Annotated in this window: 13 protein-coding genes; 3 read left to right on the top strand and 10 right to left on the bottom strand. The window is 66.1% G+C overall.

Features of this window, described 5'->3' with window-relative positions; all coding sequences use genetic code 11:
• Positions 1-103 precede the first annotated feature (103 nt).
• The 6 genes from A7X12_RS22500 to A7X12_RS22475 form a co-directional block, all read right to left on the bottom strand.
• On the bottom strand, positions 104-760 hold the full coding sequence (locus A7X12_RS22500) for a sensor histidine kinase (RefSeq protein ID WP_064313692.1): 657 nt from the start codon (positions 758-760) through the stop codon (positions 104-106).
• 112 nt (positions 761-872) lie between these two features.
• Entirely contained in the window at positions 873-2,018 is a 1,146-nt protein-coding gene (locus A7X12_RS22495) for an FAD binding domain-containing protein (RefSeq protein ID WP_084445953.1), read from the bottom strand.
• Positions 2,015-2,695, bottom strand: a complete 681-nt coding sequence (locus tag A7X12_RS22490) for a DsbA family oxidoreductase (RefSeq protein WP_064313691.1) — start codon at positions 2,693-2,695, stop codon at positions 2,015-2,017. Before A7X12_RS22490 ends, A7X12_RS22495 begins: the two co-directional genes overlap by 4 nt.
• Positions 2,696-2,821: 126 nt before the next feature.
• Positions 2,822-5,059 carry a xanthine dehydrogenase family protein molybdopterin-binding subunit gene (locus tag A7X12_RS22485; RefSeq protein WP_064313690.1) on the bottom strand — a complete coding sequence of 746 codons (2,238 nt, stop codon included), beginning with the start codon at positions 5,057-5,059 and terminating at the stop codon, positions 2,822-2,824.
• Entirely contained in the window at positions 5,056-5,532 is a 477-nt protein-coding gene (locus tag A7X12_RS22480; RefSeq protein ID WP_064313689.1) for a (2Fe-2S)-binding protein, read from the bottom strand. Before A7X12_RS22480 ends, A7X12_RS22485 begins: the two co-directional genes overlap by 4 nt.
• Positions 5,529-6,833 carry a cytochrome c gene (locus A7X12_RS22475; RefSeq protein ID WP_064313688.1) on the bottom strand — a complete coding sequence of 435 codons (1,305 nt, stop codon included), beginning with the start codon at positions 6,831-6,833 and terminating at the stop codon, positions 5,529-5,531. Before A7X12_RS22475 ends, A7X12_RS22480 begins: the two co-directional genes overlap by 4 nt.
• Positions 6,834-7,255: 422 nt before the next feature.
• Here A7X12_RS22475 and A7X12_RS22470 point away from each other — a divergent pair, with 422 nt between their 5' ends.
• Positions 7,256-7,636: a hypothetical protein gene (locus A7X12_RS22470; protein WP_064313687.1), complete on the top strand. Its 381-nt coding sequence runs from the start codon at positions 7,256-7,258 to the stop codon at positions 7,634-7,636.
• Between the two features lie 23 nt (positions 7,637-7,659).
• Here the strand turns inward: A7X12_RS22470 and A7X12_RS22465 are convergent, their stop codons facing one another.
• Together A7X12_RS22465 and A7X12_RS22460 are read right to left on the bottom strand one after the other, a co-directional pair.
• Complete coding sequence (locus A7X12_RS22465; protein ID WP_198162151.1) at positions 7,660-8,562, bottom strand: helix-turn-helix domain-containing protein; 903 nt, start codon at positions 8,560-8,562, stop codon at positions 7,660-7,662.
• A 74-nt stretch (positions 8,563-8,636) separates the two neighbouring features.
• On the bottom strand, positions 8,637-9,677 hold the full coding sequence (locus A7X12_RS22460) for an AraC family transcriptional regulator (RefSeq protein WP_232318654.1): 1,041 nt from the start codon (positions 9,675-9,677) through the stop codon (positions 8,637-8,639).
• A 102-nt stretch (positions 9,678-9,779) separates the two neighbouring features.
• On the opposite strand from A7X12_RS22460, the gene A7X12_RS22455 reads away from it, so the two are divergent.
• Positions 9,780-13,859, top strand: a complete 4,080-nt coding sequence (locus A7X12_RS22455) for a trifunctional serine/threonine-protein kinase/ATP-binding protein/sensor histidine kinase (RefSeq protein WP_269747839.1) — start codon at positions 9,780-9,782, stop codon at positions 13,857-13,859.
• Between the two features lie 16 nt (positions 13,860-13,875).
• Here the strand turns inward: A7X12_RS22455 and A7X12_RS22450 are convergent, their stop codons facing one another.
• Complete coding sequence (locus tag A7X12_RS22450; RefSeq protein ID WP_064313683.1) at positions 13,876-14,241, bottom strand: response regulator; 366 nt, start codon at positions 14,239-14,241, stop codon at positions 13,876-13,878.
• A gap of 64 nt (positions 14,242-14,305) precedes the next feature.
• Positions 14,306-14,995: a response regulator transcription factor gene (locus A7X12_RS22445; RefSeq protein ID WP_332308575.1), complete on the bottom strand. Its 690-nt coding sequence runs from the start codon at positions 14,993-14,995 to the stop codon at positions 14,306-14,308.
• Positions 14,996-15,334: 339 nt separating this feature from the next.
• Here A7X12_RS22445 and A7X12_RS22440 point away from each other — a divergent pair, with 339 nt between their 5' ends.
• Positions 15,335-15,970 (top strand): response regulator transcription factor, encoded by a 636-nt coding sequence (locus A7X12_RS22440; RefSeq protein ID WP_064313682.1) that lies wholly within the window; start codon positions 15,335-15,337, stop codon positions 15,968-15,970.
• Positions 15,971-16,041: the final 71 nt, after the last annotated feature.

The raw sequence follows: 16,041 nt of genomic DNA, 5'->3' as shown, positions 1-16,041 counted from the left end.
TGAGACCGTGCGGCACGATCGATCCGTTTGTCGCAATGCGCCGGCCGCGGGCCCAAGTGCCGGCGGCCAGATGGGCGGGATCCCGCAAAAACAAGTCGATCGCTCATTGCGGGTGAAGGTTCAGGTAAAGATTGAACCGGGTGCCGGGGCTTGCCTGCTCCCAGACGGCGATCGCGTTGAGGCGCTTCACCGTAGCGTCGATCAGCAGCGAGCCCAATCCGCGTTGCGCCGCCACGCGCGGCCGACCGCGGCCTTTATCCTCGATGGTCAGCCGGGCTTGGCCTGCAAGGGTTGAAAGGGAAAGCGCCACCGCGCCGGGGCAATCGGCAGGATAGGCATGCTTGCAGGCGTTGATGATGAGTTCGACCGCCAGCATCCCAAGCGACGCCGCAGTTTCGGCGGATACCTCCACCTGGTCCAAGGACACGAGAAGCGTTCGATGTTGCGGCAGGCTCGCCTGCAGGTGCGCGCAAAGCTCGTGCAGATAGTCGCTGAGATCGATGCTATCGTCCGTCTCGGCAACGTGGAGGTGACGATGCACGCTCGCAATCGCGCAGAGCCGATTCACCGTACGTTCGAGCGCTTCCCTCCCGGCGGCGTCTTCCGTCTCGCGCGCTTCGGCAGCAACAAGACTCAACAGCACCTGCAAATTGTTCGCGATCCTGTGGTTCGCCTCGTCCGCGACCGTGGGAACCCGCATGGGAGGTAAGATCGTCGCGCGCCGCGAGGCCTCGGCCCGGGCATTGATCCCTGCGTCCATTTTGAAGCTCCCGTTACTAAGGTCTGCTGCCGTGATTGCCCTCTTTGCTGGGGGTGCCGCTATAATACTGAAGTGCAAATGGGCTATTCCGGGGCAGTGATCCTGGATTGGGTCATAACCTCGCCCAGCGTCGCCCGAGTTGCACGCCATATTCGAGCAGGGTCTGACCATAGTGCAGCTGCTCACGCTGAAAACGGTCCAGGCGCTGGTCGATCATGGACCTGGGCGCGACCAGGGCGTCGGCAAGCGCTTGCGCATCTCGCGCAGCCTTGGCGGCCCCGCCTGCGGTATGTGGGCGTACGATGGAGGCCGCATCTCCGATCAGTACGGTCCGCCCGAAAACGGTTCGCGGCGCTGCGAAGTCTACGATCGCCTGCAGGAACGGTTCGGCAGTCAGCGTAATCAGCCGCGCGAACATCGGATGGAGGTCGGCGATCGCGCGCGCTTTCAGTTCTGTGATGACGCTTTGGCGCGCCATCCCGCGACGGAGCGACGCGCGGCGCTGAATCCCGTCGCGGGTGACGAGCAGGTCGTCTCGCTCTGCCGCGTTTGCGCCGACATACCACACCCAGTTCATCTGCCGCTCGCCGGGCGTGGTCTCCAGATTCTCCCCCGGGATGAAATAGGCGAGGGCATGCCCCCCGGATCGGGCATCGCCAAAGGTGAAGACATCCGCAAACGTGTCGGTGATGTCTTGCGGCATGTCACGTTCGGGTACCGTGCCCCGCCATGCGACATATCCGGCATAATGCGGGTTCAGATCCGGCAAAAGCCTGCGCCGCAGCGGGGACTGTGCGCCGTCCGCGGCGACGAGCAGGTCGGCGGCAACGGCACCAACGCCACCGATATCGATCTGAAGCCCCTGCTCGTTGCGCGTGGATCGTTCGACGGTTGCGCCGCGGTGATAGCGCTCCCCGGGGAACAGCTTCATCAAGGTGGCATGCACTGCGGCCCAGCTCGTGAACTGCTGTGGCATCCGCTGCAGCGCGCCGAATTCGCCGTCGAAGCCGAGTGTCCTGCGGCCGCGACAGCTTGTCGTCGGCAGATGCGCGCCGTCGGAGGGATGGAACAAGGCTGCGAGCTCTGGCTGAACCACGAGGCCGGCGCCAGCCGAGTGCATTGCGCCGCCGTCTTGCTCGAAGACATGTACGTCGATGCCCGCGCGATGAAGCGCGAGGCCGGTGCCGAGCCCTGAGATCGAACCGCCGGAGACGACGACGCGAAGGGGCGCCTCGGCAGATGGGAGAGCGCCGATCACCGTGCTGCAGCCATCTGGGAAGGGTCGCGGCGTTCCGTCGCGCGAAGGAGCGCCAGCGCGATTGCCTGCACCGGTTGCGCGCCGGCGAAGAGGAGGTGGTCGTCGAGCAGGAAGGTCGGTACAGCGCGCACCCCGGAGCGCCTCGCGCTCTCCGCCTCCTGCTCCACCAGCTCCCAAAGTTCGGCGCTGACTGAAGGGCCGTGAACAAACCCGGCAGCGAATGCGATCTCTTGCAAAACCTCGCTGCGGCCGATGTCTCGGCCTTCGGTGAAATAGGCCTGGAACAGCAGCTCGACGACCTGCGACTGCAGGCTCGTGCCGCCGGCGCGGCGTGCATCCGCGATCAAGACATGGGACGCCAGCGTATTAGGCGTGCGGGCGATACGGTCGAAGTGGAAGTCGATGCCGAACTCGACACCCGCTTCTTTCACGCGCGCGTCCATCTCGTCGCTGGTGGCGATGCTGCCGAACTTCGCGGCACGATATTCCCTGCGATCCATGCCCTTGTCCGGCATGTCGGGGTTGAGTTGATAGGGGCGCCACTCGACGTCGAAGTCGAAGCCCCGGTCGGCCACGATTTGCAGTGCCGCTTCGAGCTTTCGCTTGCCGATGAAGCACCACGGGCAGATCGTATCGGAAACCACGATGATGGTGTGGGTATGTGCCTTGATGCCCATGTCTCGTTCCTCGTCTGAAATTCAGGCTGAAGGCAGGGCGCCGATATCCGACCGAGACCCACCCCCAGCATCCGATCCGCGGCGATGCGCGATCAGCGCGCCCGCCTCGGCACGAAGCGCGCGACCTCACACGCCGATGGCCGCTTTCACCACCGCGGGGGTGAGCGGCATGTCGCGCAGCCGCGCGCCGGTCGCGTCGGCGATCGCATTGGCGAGGGCGGCGGAGGTTGGGCCCTGCGCCGTCTCGCCCGCGCCGAGAAAGGGATCGCCGGGCCGATCCATGACGTGCACGGCCACCGACCCGGGCACCTCCTCGAAGCGCAGGATCGGGTAGCTGCCCCAGTCGAAGCTGGTACGGCGGCTGGCGTCGTAGGTCACCGCTTCGCGCGTTGCCCAGCTCAGCGACTGGAGGATGCCGCCTTCCACCTGGTTGCGGATCCCGTCGGGGGAGGCGGGCTGGCCGGCATCGACTGCGGCCTGCACGCGGTGCACGGTGATCGCCCCGGTTTCATGCTCGACCTCTATTTCCATCGCGATGGCGCAATAGGCGCCGATATTCTTGTAGCGGGCAAAGGCCATCCCGCAGCCGCGACGGCCGTCGCCGCGCGGGCGCGTCTTCCAGCCGAACCGTTTCGTCGCCTCGATCATCACGGCGCGTGCGCGCGCGTCCTCCATGTGCGCGAGACGAAAGGCGAGGGGGTCGACGCCGCCGGCCAGCGCGAGCTCGTCGAGCACGCTTTCGATCGTGAAGATGTTGAGGTGGGCCCCGAGCGAGCGCAGCGCCGACACGCGGAGCGGCATCTCGGGCACGAAATGATAGCGCACGTTCATGTTGGGGAAGACGTAGAGCGGGTTTGCGTTCCGGTCGCCGTCGCCTTCGGGCATCGGGATCGGCTTGGGTTCCGGGGCGGGAAAGCCCGGGCGGATCTCCTGCGCCACGGCATAGCCGCCGGCGCCGACGGGGCGGTTGTTGTGCGAATTGCTCCACACCTCATAGTTCCAGTGCGCGATCCGCTTGTCCGGCCCGATCGCCGCCTCGACCCGTGTCACCATGCCGCAGCCGCAGGGTTCCCAGCCGAATTCCTGCTCGCGCATCCATTGGAGCCGGATCGGGCGGCCGGGCAGCGCCATCGCGATCAGCCCGGCCTCGGCGGTGACGTCGTCGGCACCGTTCTGGCCGTAGCAGCCGGCGGAGGGCGTATGGATGCAGCGCACCTTCTCGGGCGGCAGGCCGACCAGCTCCGCGACCGCGCGGTGCATGTCGAACACGCCCTGGCTATGCGACCAGAGGGTAAGGCCGCCCCCCTCGGCAAGCGCCACGGCGCAGGACGGGCCGATCGAGCCATGGCTGTACCAGGGCCGGCTGAAGCTGCCGCGCACCGTCTTCCACACCGGTCTGGCGCCATCGTGTGTATTCAGCACGCTGATCTCGCGTGCGGGCAGCTTCTCCAGGCGATGCGGCCCGTCGTCGACGGGCAGTGGCGGCTTGTCGCGGATATAGTCGCTGTCCTGGGCGACGCGCATCGCCTGGATCGCTTGCCATTCCCGTTCCGCCACCACGGCGAGGAATTGCCCGTTCTGGATCACTGCGACCACACCGGGCATCCTGCGCGCGCGCTCGGCCTGCGGCGCGGCCAGGCGCGTGCCGTAGCTCGGGCCGCGCACGACGCGGGCATGCAGCATGCCGGGCAGGCGCAGGTCCTGCACATAGGCGGCACCGCCGGTCAGCTTCGCCGGAATGTCGACGCGGGGCAGGTCGCGGCCCAGCGTGCGATAGCGGCGCGGATCGCGGCGTGGTGCGTTCGGCACCGCCTCGACATGCAGCAAGAGCGCCGCCGCCAGCACGCCATAGCCCAGACTGCGACCATCGGGCGCGACCACCTGCGCCTTGCCATTGGTCGAGAGGCTCTCCGGTTTGACGCCCCAGCGCCTGGCCGCGGCGCGGGTGAGCAACATGCGGACATTGGCGCAGGCATTGAGGATCGCCGTGCCGCCATCCTGCATCGAATGGCTGCCGGCCGTGAGCCCCTCGTCGGGCGTACGGCCGGTATCGGCGGTGACGAGGTCGATCGCGGAAGGTGGCACGTCCAGCTCTTCCGCCGCGACCTGCAGCAGCGCGGTGCGAATGCCCTGGCCGAGTTCGGCCTTACCGGAGAAGACGGTGATCCGGCCCTCGGGTGGGACGTGCACCCAGCTGTCGAGCACCGGATGATTCTTCAGGCTGCCGGGTAGGTCCGGGCGGACCGGCGGGGGCGCAGCCCCCCCTTCGCCGCCGCCCGCAAGCTGGGCAAGTCCATGGCCTGCCATGCTGAAGGCGACGAGCAGGCCGCCACCAGCCAGCAACTGGCGTCTGGTCGCAGTCATGCGGCCGCTCCGTCACCGGCGATGCCCGCCACCCGGCGAATGGCGCGCAGGATGCGCATATGGGTGCCGCAGCGGCAGAGATTGGTTTGCATGTGCGCGCGGATCTTCTGCTCGGTCGGGTGCGGATCGGCGTCGAGAAGTGCCTGGGCGCGCATGATCATGCCGGCGATGCAATAGCCGCATTGTGCCGCCTGCTCGTCGCGGAATGCCTGCTGCAGTGGGCTCATCCGATCGGAGCTTCCCAGACCTTCCACCGTGCGCACCGGACGATCGCCGACGGCGCCGACCGGGGTTACGCAGGCGAAGATCGCCTTGCCGTCGAGCTGGACGGTGCAGGCCCCGCACTGGCCCAGACCGCACCCATATTTCGGGCCGTTGAGGCCGAGATTGTCCCGCAGCACGTAAAGCAGCGGCGTTTCCGGGCTCGCATCGACCTGATGTCGAGCGCCGTTCACGGTGATGGCGAGGCTCATGGCTGGGCACCTTCCTTGCGTGCCTTCGCGACGGTGGCGGGCAGCTTCTTCCAGTCGGGCTGATCGGTGTAGCGGGCGCGAAGATAGCCGAGCACCGCGGCGATCTGTTCGTTGGTCAGGGCATCGGCGAAGCCGGGCATCTTCGGGCCGCGGTCGGCGACCGGGGGCTCGATGCCCTGCAGCACGGCCTGCGCGGCGTTGGTCGCGTCGCCGTCGCGCACCGTGGTGGCGAGCGCGAGGGTGGGACGGTCCTGTCCCATCATGGGTGCGCCCGGGCCATGGCATCCGGCACAGGCGCCGGCGAACAGCGCCGCGCCTTCCGGGAAGCGGCGGGCGGCGGCCTCGGCATGGTCGGGCAACCGGGTCTGCGCGGGCGCGGTGCCGCCGCCCATCTTCGAGGCGATATAGGCGGCGATCGCGCGCACCTCGCTTTCCGGCACCTGGGAGAGGCTTTCCACGACCGGACCCATCGGGCCGGCCGCGGCACTGTGATCGGGCGAGATGCCGGTGCGCAGATAGGTGACGAGGGCGTCCTGCGTCCATTTCCGCGCGGCGGGATTGGCGGCGTTGAGCGCCGGCGCCCGCCAACCTTCGGCAATGCCGCCGGCATAGGCCCGGGAGCGGATCTCGCCGCCCGCGAGGTTGCGCGGAGTGTGGCAGCCGCCGCAATGGCCAAGACCCTCGACGATATAGGCGCCGCGATTCCACGCGGCGGAGCGGCTGGGGTCGATCGGCGTTTCTCCGCGGTGGAGGAACAGCAGCTTCCACCCGGCGAGCAGCGGGCGAAAGCCGAGCGGGAAGATCAGCCGGTTGGCGGGCGCCGCCTCGTGGACCGGGCGGCGCGTCATCAGGAAGGCGTAGATCGCGTCGAGGTCCGCATCGCGGACGTGGGTGAAGTGCTCGTAGGGAAGGGCGGGGTACAGATGGGCGCCGGTGCGGCTGACGCCGTCCTTCATGGCTCGGCGAAACGCGCTGGCCGACCAGGTCCCGATGCCGGTTTCCGGATCGGGTGTGAGGTTATCCGAGTACAGCGTGCCGAACGGCGTCGCGAGGGCGCGGCCGCCGGCGAGCGGCACGCCGCCGTCGCGCGTGTGGCAGACAGCACAGTCACCGAGCTTGGCGAGCATCGCGCCGCGCGCGACCTGCGCCGGTGCAAAGCTGTTCGGGGCAGGCGGCGTGATCGGTGCGATTCCCGGGCGCCAGCTGAGTGCCAGCGCGATCAGCGCGCCGGTCAGCCCGAGCAGCAGCAGCGCCATCACCCACCGCAATCTGCTGCGCGTGACACGGTGAAGGATTACCATGAACGTGATCCCCGGAAAGCGTCCATGGGGATATGCCCCTCGCGGGGTGTACTTGCTTGCGCAATTGCGTGTCGCTTTGAACGATTCGAACGCATCTTTCGAGGTAGCCGCGTCTCCGTCGGCCAGATCCTCGACGCCAATGTGCGTGGGGGCCGGTCGCGTCGGCAACTACCGCGAAATGGGGGCTTTCCAGGCCGATACCTGTTCCCAGACAGCCCCAGGCCGCCCCTTCCAACGCGACAAAGCCGAGCGTGCCGTTTTGAAAACGGCCGCTTCGTGCTCCTACACGGGCGCGAGAAGGTCGCCCATCCTCCTTGTCAGGCCGGCTGGCGGTAAGGGAAAGCGGTGCCCATGCCCCCCAGGAGCTACCGCATGGTAGCCGGCAGCGAGGCCGATCAGGCCCGTCAACCCGTATCAGGCCCGTGAACGCGTCGGAATTCTTCGAAAACAATCGGATCTTTCAGGACATGGTGGCCCCGGGCGCGACAGAAAGTCGACAAAGAAAGGAGGGCTGTTCCATGGAGTTTCATACATCCTTTGTCCCCGGCAAGGTCTCGCGCGATCGGCCCGTTGCGAGCGCGCAGGCCGTGCTGCGTGCCGCGGCGCCCGACCCCGCAGGTGCGCCGGTAGCACACGCGTTGCTGGAGGATGCGACGGCCATTCGCATTGCGCTGCAGGCCTTCGAAAACTGGTCCGGCAGACAAGATCCTGAATCGTCGCGAGAAGCGCGGATGGCGTTCGAAACGTTGAAGCAGGGTTGTGCCCGTCTTGCCGAGCGCTTGCGCCAGCACCATCCCGGCTGACCCGCCTTCCGGCACTGCCGGGATCAGCCGTAGCGATGCTCTCGACGCCAAACGGCGGGAGTGGCGCCTTCCAGCCGGCAGAATACCCGGGTGAAGTGACTCTGGTCGGCAAAGCCGCAAGCATCGGCGATTTCCGCCAGACCGATGTCCGGCCGACGCAGCAGGTGCTTGGCGTGTTCCACTCGGCGAACGAGCAGCCATTTGTGCGGGGGCATGCCCACCGTCTCCCGAAATGCACGCGCGAAGTAGCCGGCGGACAACCCGCAGGCTTCCGCTAGCGCTTGCTGAGGAATGCTGCCGCCGATGTTGGCGTCTATCATTTCCTTCGCACGGCGCTCCTGCCACGGGGCGAGCCGGCTTTTGGCGGCGGCGCGCTGAAGCGCGAGCTCTCCATACCGATCGGCGACATGCGTCGCGAGTGCCAGGCTTACATGCGACAGGAAGAGCAGGTTCGCCTCCTCCGGCCGGAGGAGGGACGGCAGGATCGCGTGCACAAGCGCGGCGAACACAGGGTCCGACATTGGCTCACCGGCCTGGTAGCGTAGCGTGTGGACGCGGCGCTTTTCGTTCGTCTGCAACGCGCTGTTGAGTGCTTCCAAGGGTACGTGAAAGTTGACGCAGTCATAGGCCGATCGAAGATTGGCAGACCAGGGCAGGCGATAGTCGTAGAGCTGAACCTCATTCGCGCGTTGCTGCTGGAACGACAGCTTGCGATCCTTCAGCAGGATGTCGCCGCTATAGTCCACCAGCTGGATCGACAGCATGAAGGCTTCCTCCTGGGCATGCGGCAAGGTCAAGCCATTGTTTTCCGTGCCGGACCATGCCCGTGTCGCCGAAATGCGGTGGACGCCGACGCCGAGATCCAGTGTGGAGATCGCCGGCGCGCGCAAAAAGCGTTGCGACCGGTTCTGGTAGGCATCGGTCACCGTCATGTCCTTGGCTGCGAACCTCCAGCCTAGCAGCCGTGGCGACGGCCTGCATTGCAGCCTTTGCCGAACATTTAACGGATATTGCTGTTTCCGACGGCGCGAGGCGGCGCGAGGCGGCGAGCCGACGCCGTCGCTGCCCGATACGCGCCTGGCGTCATGCCGGTGCTTCGCTGGAAGGATCGGGTAAAGCTTGCTTGCGAACTGAAGCAGCAGGCCAGTGCGACATCGGCTATCGACCGCGAGGTATCGTCCAGCAGGGTGCGCGCATGCACCAGTCGCCGCTCGCTGAGAAATCGGTGTGGCGGCACCCCCATGGCTTCCTTGAAGGCGCGGGCGAAGTGGAAAGGGCTGAGGCACGCAACCTCTGCCAGGTCGGTCAAGCGCAGGGACTGTTCGAGATGGCTCTCTATGAAGTCGATAACCCGGGCGAGGCGTTTGCTGTCCAGGCGCCCGCGCGCCGAATTCCGCGACAATGCCGCGACCGGACGCCCGGCGTAGGAGCAATGCACGTGCGTGAGCATGGCCATGGCAATCTGCTCGACCAGCAGCTTGCCGGCGGCGGTCTCCTGTTCCAGTTCCTGCAGCACCCGTAGCGCGAGTTGTCGCACCAGTTCGTCGTCGATGTCTGCCAGGTACGGAATGTCGTGTGCTGCGCCGTTTTCGGACCGCAGGCCATCCAGCGCGACGAACATCTCCGCGCTGATGAACAGATGGAGGATCCTGGAAAGCGAGGCCGACAGGAGGATATCGTCTTCCTTGAACCCGATCGGGCAGAACCAGATGGTTCCCCTGTTCACCGGCGTACGCTGGCATAGCGCGCCGGCGCGCCGCTGCACATAGCCAGGCGTCGGGTCGAGCGCGATCGTGATTTCCATGTGGCGGGGCTCGACCGGCAGTATCTCGCCCCGCGGATGCGCCCGCAGTTCGGCCTGGATGCCGGACCAGCCTCGGCCGGCCGAACTTGCGAGCAGTGCTGCGACCGGGAATTTCTGGTACCCGAAGGTCTGCAAGGACGTCACGTCATATACTCCAGGAAACGCGGCGGACCCCCAATTGTCCTTCTGTTGCGGTGGAACCGCACCATTGATCAAAAGCACGGCAATTTCAGTCAAGCCAAAGCCAGCGCATGCACTACCGTGAATACAGGAAATCGGCCCTGCGATCATCCCTTGGGAAGATCGCTAGGTCAGACGGTGCAGGGGCTTCTCGCGAAGATGTCGGGGTTCAAGGATCATTTCGTAGGCCGATTGCATGAAACGGCGCTCCTCGCAAACATGTTGGAAAGGGTGCGCACCAGCCGCCGATCGGAATTGCTGCTGCTCTCCGGACCGCCCGGCATCGGGAAGTCTGCGCTGGTGGATCGCGCCCTTTCCGTGCCGCAGGCGGCCGATTGCCTGCGGGCGACGGGAAAGTGCGAGCTTGCCCCTGCCCAGGCAAGTGCCATCGTACAGGCCATCCGACTGGCCCTCGACGAGCTTCTCGTCGCGGATCATCAGACCTTCGGCGCCGTCCGCCACCGCGTGCGCGAGCGGCTGCTGGCGGGCGGGCAGCTCGTCTCCAGCCTGATCCCCGAAGCGGAGGCGCTGCTGGAGCATTCGGGACATACGGCAGAGCTGTCGCCGACCTTGGTCAAGGAGCGCCTGCAGCAAGATCTCGTCACGCTCATCCGCGCGATCGCAGAGGACGGCCGTCCGTTGATCCTGTTCCTCGATGACGTGCAATGGGCCGACGCCCTTACGGCAGGCGTCTTGACCGACCTGTGCGACAACCCGGGCAGCAACCTGTTGATCGTCGCCGCCTTCCGAGACGCGGTGGCACCGGCAAATCTCGATCTGCAACGGTTGCGCACGTCCGCCGTGCCGGTCACCGAAATCGGCCTGTCGCCGATCAGCGCCGCCGCCACAGCCGAACTGCTCCACGCCGTATTGCCGATCGAAGCGGCCGATATCGCCACCCTAGCGGCGGCAGTGCATGCGCGTTCGGCAGGCAACCCGCTGTTCATCGAACATTTGCTTCGATCGATGCGCGAAGATGCCGACGCGGTGTCGCGCTCGCGGAAAAGTGGCTTCGGGCGCGACGGTGAAGGCGTCTTCGCATTCATGCGCCACCGGCTCACCAGGCTCGAGCCGGAAGAAAAGCAGATATTGCGGGTCCTTGACTTGCTGGGCGGCCAGGGGGCGATCGAGCTAATTGCGACCGCGCTGCGCTTGCCAGAGGCGGCCGTCGCGACGGCGGTCGAGACGCTGACGACGTTCGGGTTGCTCAAGAACATCCCCGGCGGGATCGCTTTCGCCCACGACCAGGTACTGGAGGCGGCGCGTTTGCTGGGCAGCGAACGACTCCGGCCCCGCCAGCATGCCCAGCTTGCGCGGCTGATGCTCAGGCGCTCCAGGCAGGGGAAAGAGCCGTGGCACGTTGCCGCTTCGCAGGCGCTCGGCGCGATCGGCGGCGGGGGCGCGGCACTGCGTCCCCGCGACCGGCGGCGGTTCGCGCGGCTATTGCTGCAGGCGAGCCGGCGCGGGTTGAAGTCCGGCCTGATCGACCAGAGCGCGGCCTATATCGACGGCGCGGATGCGCTGGTATCGCCGGAGTGGTGGTCGTGTCGTCCTCGGCTGGCCGCCGCGATCCGTCTGCTCCGCGCCGAAACGCTGCTGCTCCGCGGCGATATGCGGGGGTCCGAGGCGATCGTACGGGAGTTGGGGGGGCGGAACTTGCCGCCAGCGCAGGCCGGACAAGCCTATCGCCTGTTGGCGACCATCCGGACGATGCGGTCCGATTACGATGGGGCGATCGCCGCCGCACTGGAAGGGTTGGCGCTGCTCGGTCAGCCACTCGCCCGAAATCCTTCCGATGCAATCTGCGACGCCGCGCACGAGGCCGTCCAGGCCTTGATGGGGCCGCGGCCAGATAGCGATCTGGCGGAGCGTCCGCTCACGCGGGACCCTGTGCTGCGCGCAACAACGTCGCTGCTGTCGACGTTGATCGTCGCGACCTTCTCCGGCGACAATCTGCTGTTCACCCATTTGGCAAAGATCGTGGAACTGACGATCACTCGGGGGAGCACGCCGCACGCGGCCTATGGTCTCGCCTGGTATGGCGTGATGATCGCCAGCCGCTATAGGCGCTATGCGGATGGGTTCGCCTATTGCCAGGCTGCGCTGACGCTGGTGGAGCATCATGGCCTGGAGGACCAGCGCACGGCGACTCTTCTCGCTCTCGATCAGCTTGCGCCCTGGGTGCAGCCGTTCTCGAAGGCGCTCGACTATGCGCGCGCTGCGGTCGATGCCGGGCGTATGACCGGCGATGCCGCGATGACATGCTATGCGCGCAACCACGTCGTCTCCGATCTGTTGCAGATGGGGCATCCGCTTTCGGAAACGCGTGCGGAAGCGCTGGAAGGCATAGAGCTCACGCGGCGCTACGGCTTTCGGGACATCGAGATTCTCCTGGATTCGCAGCTGCGCCTGATCGAGACCCTGCAGTCCGGCGGCGATCCGCTTCCCCGCGTGTCGGACAGCGACGCGGTTTCCGGTTCCACTGCCTTCTGGCGCGCGCTGTATCGCGGCATGGAGGCTTTCCTGACCGGCGACAGTGCGACAGCACGTTGTTTTCTGGCGCAGGCAGAGGACACCGCATGGTCGCTGCCGGCGCACATCGATCTCGGGTATCTCGCCTTGTTCCAGGCGCTGGCCGCGGCGGATGCCGACGATGCTATGATGGCGCTTGCGGCGATGGCGCCCGCCTATGCGAGACTAACAACATGGGCGGCGCTGAACCCGCCGACCTTCGCGCACAAGCACATGCTGGTCGAGGCCGAGATGGCGCGGCTACGCGGCGAGGGCGCGGCGGCGCTCCGGCTGTTTGAAGATGCTATCGAGGCTTCGGGCGACTTCGTCCACGAACGTGCGCTGGCACATGAGCGGGCGGCATTGCATTGCTCGGCCGAAGGCCTGTCGGTGCTGGCCAGCATGCATCGTGCAGCTGCGAGCCGGGACTATCGGACCTGGGGCGCGACTGCAAAGGCCAATATGCTGGCAGCCCCTGACATGGCGTCGTCGCGCGAGACACACCTGGCGAAAAGCTTCCCGTCGACCGAGCAGGTACTGGAGGCAGTGCTCGCGCTAGCGGGGGAGAAGGATCCCGACACGATACTGCCCAATGTCTTGGGGGCGTTGCTGACCCAATGCGCGGCCTCGAGCGGCATGCTGCTGCTCCTCAATGACGGAAATCCGCTGGTCGAGGTCGTTGGGGAGCGCCGGTACGGCGACATCGACGCTCGACGCGTCCAGGCCGTCCCCACGCAGGAGTTCCTTGCCGAGCCGACATTGTTCGCGCTGCTGCGGCTGGAGCGACCAACATATCTCGAGCAGGGGGAAGCGCTGGGATGCCCCCTGCTCGCGGGCGATCAGAAAATCGGCGTTGCCTATCTGCGGCCGGACACGTCCGCCGAGGCGCGCGGTACGCTGAACTTGGACTTGGTGGGCGCATTCGCAAACCATGCCGCGGCCTGGGTCGAGGTGGCGCAGCGTAGCGCACGCCAGGCGGCGGAAAACGACCGCGAGACGCGCTCTCGAGAGGCGCTGCGACTGGCGCGCATCGAGCTGGCGCGCACCTCGCAGCTTGCGATGATGGGCGGGCTTGCCGCATCCATAGCGCATGAGGTGAATCAGCCTCTGGCCACGATCATCGGCAGCGCCGACGCAAGCCTCCGCTGGTTGCGCCGGGACGTGCCGGACATCGACGAGGCTGTCGCCGGTCTTCAAGGTATCCGCGCAGGCGCCCGACGTGCGGCAGACATCATTGCCTCGCTACGGTCGCTGGCGAAGCGCGATCAGGCTTCGCTGGTGCCGCTGGCCCTCGACCCCTTGATCGGCGAGGTCGTCCGCATGACGCAGACCGAAGCCGAGGCGCAGGGCGTCGCGCTCGTCGGTCAGCTCCACAGCGGTGAGGCGCGGGTCCTCGGTGACCATGTCCAGTTGCAGCAGGTGGTGCTCAATCTGATTACCAACGCGCTCGACGCCCTTTCCGAGAAGACGGGGGGCGACAAGCGGATATGGGTTCGAACCGATGTCGTGAACGGTACGCTGGAGGTTGTCGTGCGCGATACCGGTGCCGGCATCCCGCAGGCCGTGCGCGATCAGATCTTCATGCCGCTTTACACCACCAAGGGCAAAGGCATGGGCATGGGACTGGCGATCTGCCGGTCCATCATCGAAGTGCATGGCGGGGCCTTGACGCTGGATGCGACCAGCAGCGACGGGACGGTCTTTCGGATCAGCCTTCCCGTGCTCTAGCGCCGGGGGGAGGGCGCTAGCGGGTGACCAAAGCGCGCGCGATTGCGGCCAGCAAGATCTCGCCCTCCAATGGTTTCTCCAGTACCTCGACGATCCCTGCAGCCATGGCCTGCTCCCTGGTGCTGTCTTGGGCGAACGCCGTCATCATGACGATTGGCGTGCGATCGCCGTCCTCGCGCAGCTTGCAGGCGAGCTCGATGCCGGACATATCGGGCATCTGATAATCGGAGAGAATGCATGCGATCTGCGCCCGTTCGGCCTTCCGGAACGCGGTGGCGGTAGAGAACAGCGACACGGCGTATCCGAACGACCGCAGGAGACTGCCGAGCGCCTCCAATACCAATCTGTCATCATCGATGATGGCAATGACCGTATTCTGCAAGGGATCCTCCCGATATCTCGCCGGAAACTGTCACGCCCCACCGGCCGGGCCTTGCCAACAGGTCTTACGAGTCGAGGGCGCGGCTCTGCAGCGCGGTCCAGGAGCGGACGAGATCCGGCACGGTGCGAACGCCCATCTTGCGGAACATGCTTGCCCGGTGGAGCTTGACGGTGATCTCGGCTAGTCCCAGCTCGGCGGCGATCTGCTTGTTGAGCAGGCCGCGCGTCACACCCTGCAAGACCTCGCGTTCGCGCGGCGTGAGCTTTTGCCAGCGCTGCTGAAGCACGGCGTGCTGCTCGCGACGGCCCCAATGCTCTCTGGCGCGGCCGATCGCTGCCGCAACGGCGTCGATCATGTCCTGATCGCGAAAGGGCTTCGGCAGGAAGTCGATGGCGCCCTGCTTCATCGCTTGTACTGACATCGGGATGTCGCCATGCCCGGTCATGAAGATGATCGGAATGCTCCATCCGCGCTCCGCCAGCCGCTCGCGCAGTTCAAAGCCGCTCATCTGCGGCATGCGGACGTCGAGGACGACGCAGCTGGGTACGTCCGGAGCCGGCGCATCCAGTGCTTCTTGCGGGCTGCCATAGCACCGCGTCGCGAATCCAACTGACCGCAACAGGCTGTCCAGCATGATGCGCACCGCCGCATCGTCGTCGATGATGATCACGACAGGTTCGTCTTCTCGCGCCATGGCGAGGCTCTTCGGGTCGCGTACCGCGTTCATCTGGTTCGAGGCATGCACCGCCCGCATCGCAAGTCCTTCCCTGTATCTACTAGGATTTCACCAAAGGCGCCGGATCCGCGCAATCACCCTTGAGTGTTACGGCGCCTGACATGCCGTTGATTCCAGGCTGCGGGCGCGTGCCCCGCCCGTCTCAATCCGCGCTGTCCGAGCGGACGCTAAACATCTGTATGATGGCGCCGCTCCCCGATGACAGGTGAAGCACGGACGAAGCTATGCCGCGTTCGGGAGAAGTCATGGTCGTCAGGGCAATGTCAGGATTGGAGGGCGCGCGCGCCGCTTTCACCGAAAGATGCTTCGCGGTCGGGCGCGCGGGCCGTGTCCTGGATTTCGGTTCGTGAGAGCGACATGAAAGCTACCGTGAGCATCATCGACGATGACCTTCAACTGCGGCAAACGCTCGACAGTCTTTTACGGACCGAGGGCCATCTGGTACGCTTGTATGCTAGTACCGCCGAGTACGCTGCGGATCCGAGAGCGGCAGGGCCTGTCTGCTTGCTGCTGGACATCCAGCTTTCCGGTGAAAATGGCCTGGATTTCCAGGAGATGCTTTGCGCCCGCGGCGACAGCACGCCCGTCGTTCTCATGACCGGCCATGGCGACATCCCCATGACCGTTCGGGCAATGCGCGCAGGCGCTATCGACTTTCTTCCCAAGCCTTTCGAGGCCGAGCAGCTGCTGGCGGCAGTCGCAAGCGCGTTGGAGGCAGACCGCCGCCAAATGGCGAATGCGGCCGAGGTCGCGGAAATCATGGTGCGCCATGGCCAGCTCAGCGCGCGTGAGCGCGAGGTGATGGCACTGGTCGTTGCCGGGCTGATGAACAAGCAGATCGCAGCGCGGCTGGGAATAAGCGAAGTGACGGTGAAGATTCATCGGGGCCAGGTCATGCGCAAGATGGCGGCCCCTTCCTTCGCAGATCTGGTCCGCATGGCAGAACAGCTTGGCGTTCGCGATCCGAATGTCGGCCGATACAGCGGTAGCTAGGCACCCGAGAATGTCGCGGAGGAGGGCGCGTCATGCCATCCTCCGCGGATGTTCGGCTGCCGGCCTTACTT

The organism is Sphingomonas sp. TDK1 (assembly GCF_001650735.1).
In the GTDB taxonomy this organism is placed as follows: Bacteria; Pseudomonadota; Alphaproteobacteria; order Sphingomonadales; family Sphingomonadaceae; genus Sphingomonas.
Note: the sequence above shows the minus strand (reverse complement) of the source record. Positions and strands in the feature narration are given on the sequence as shown.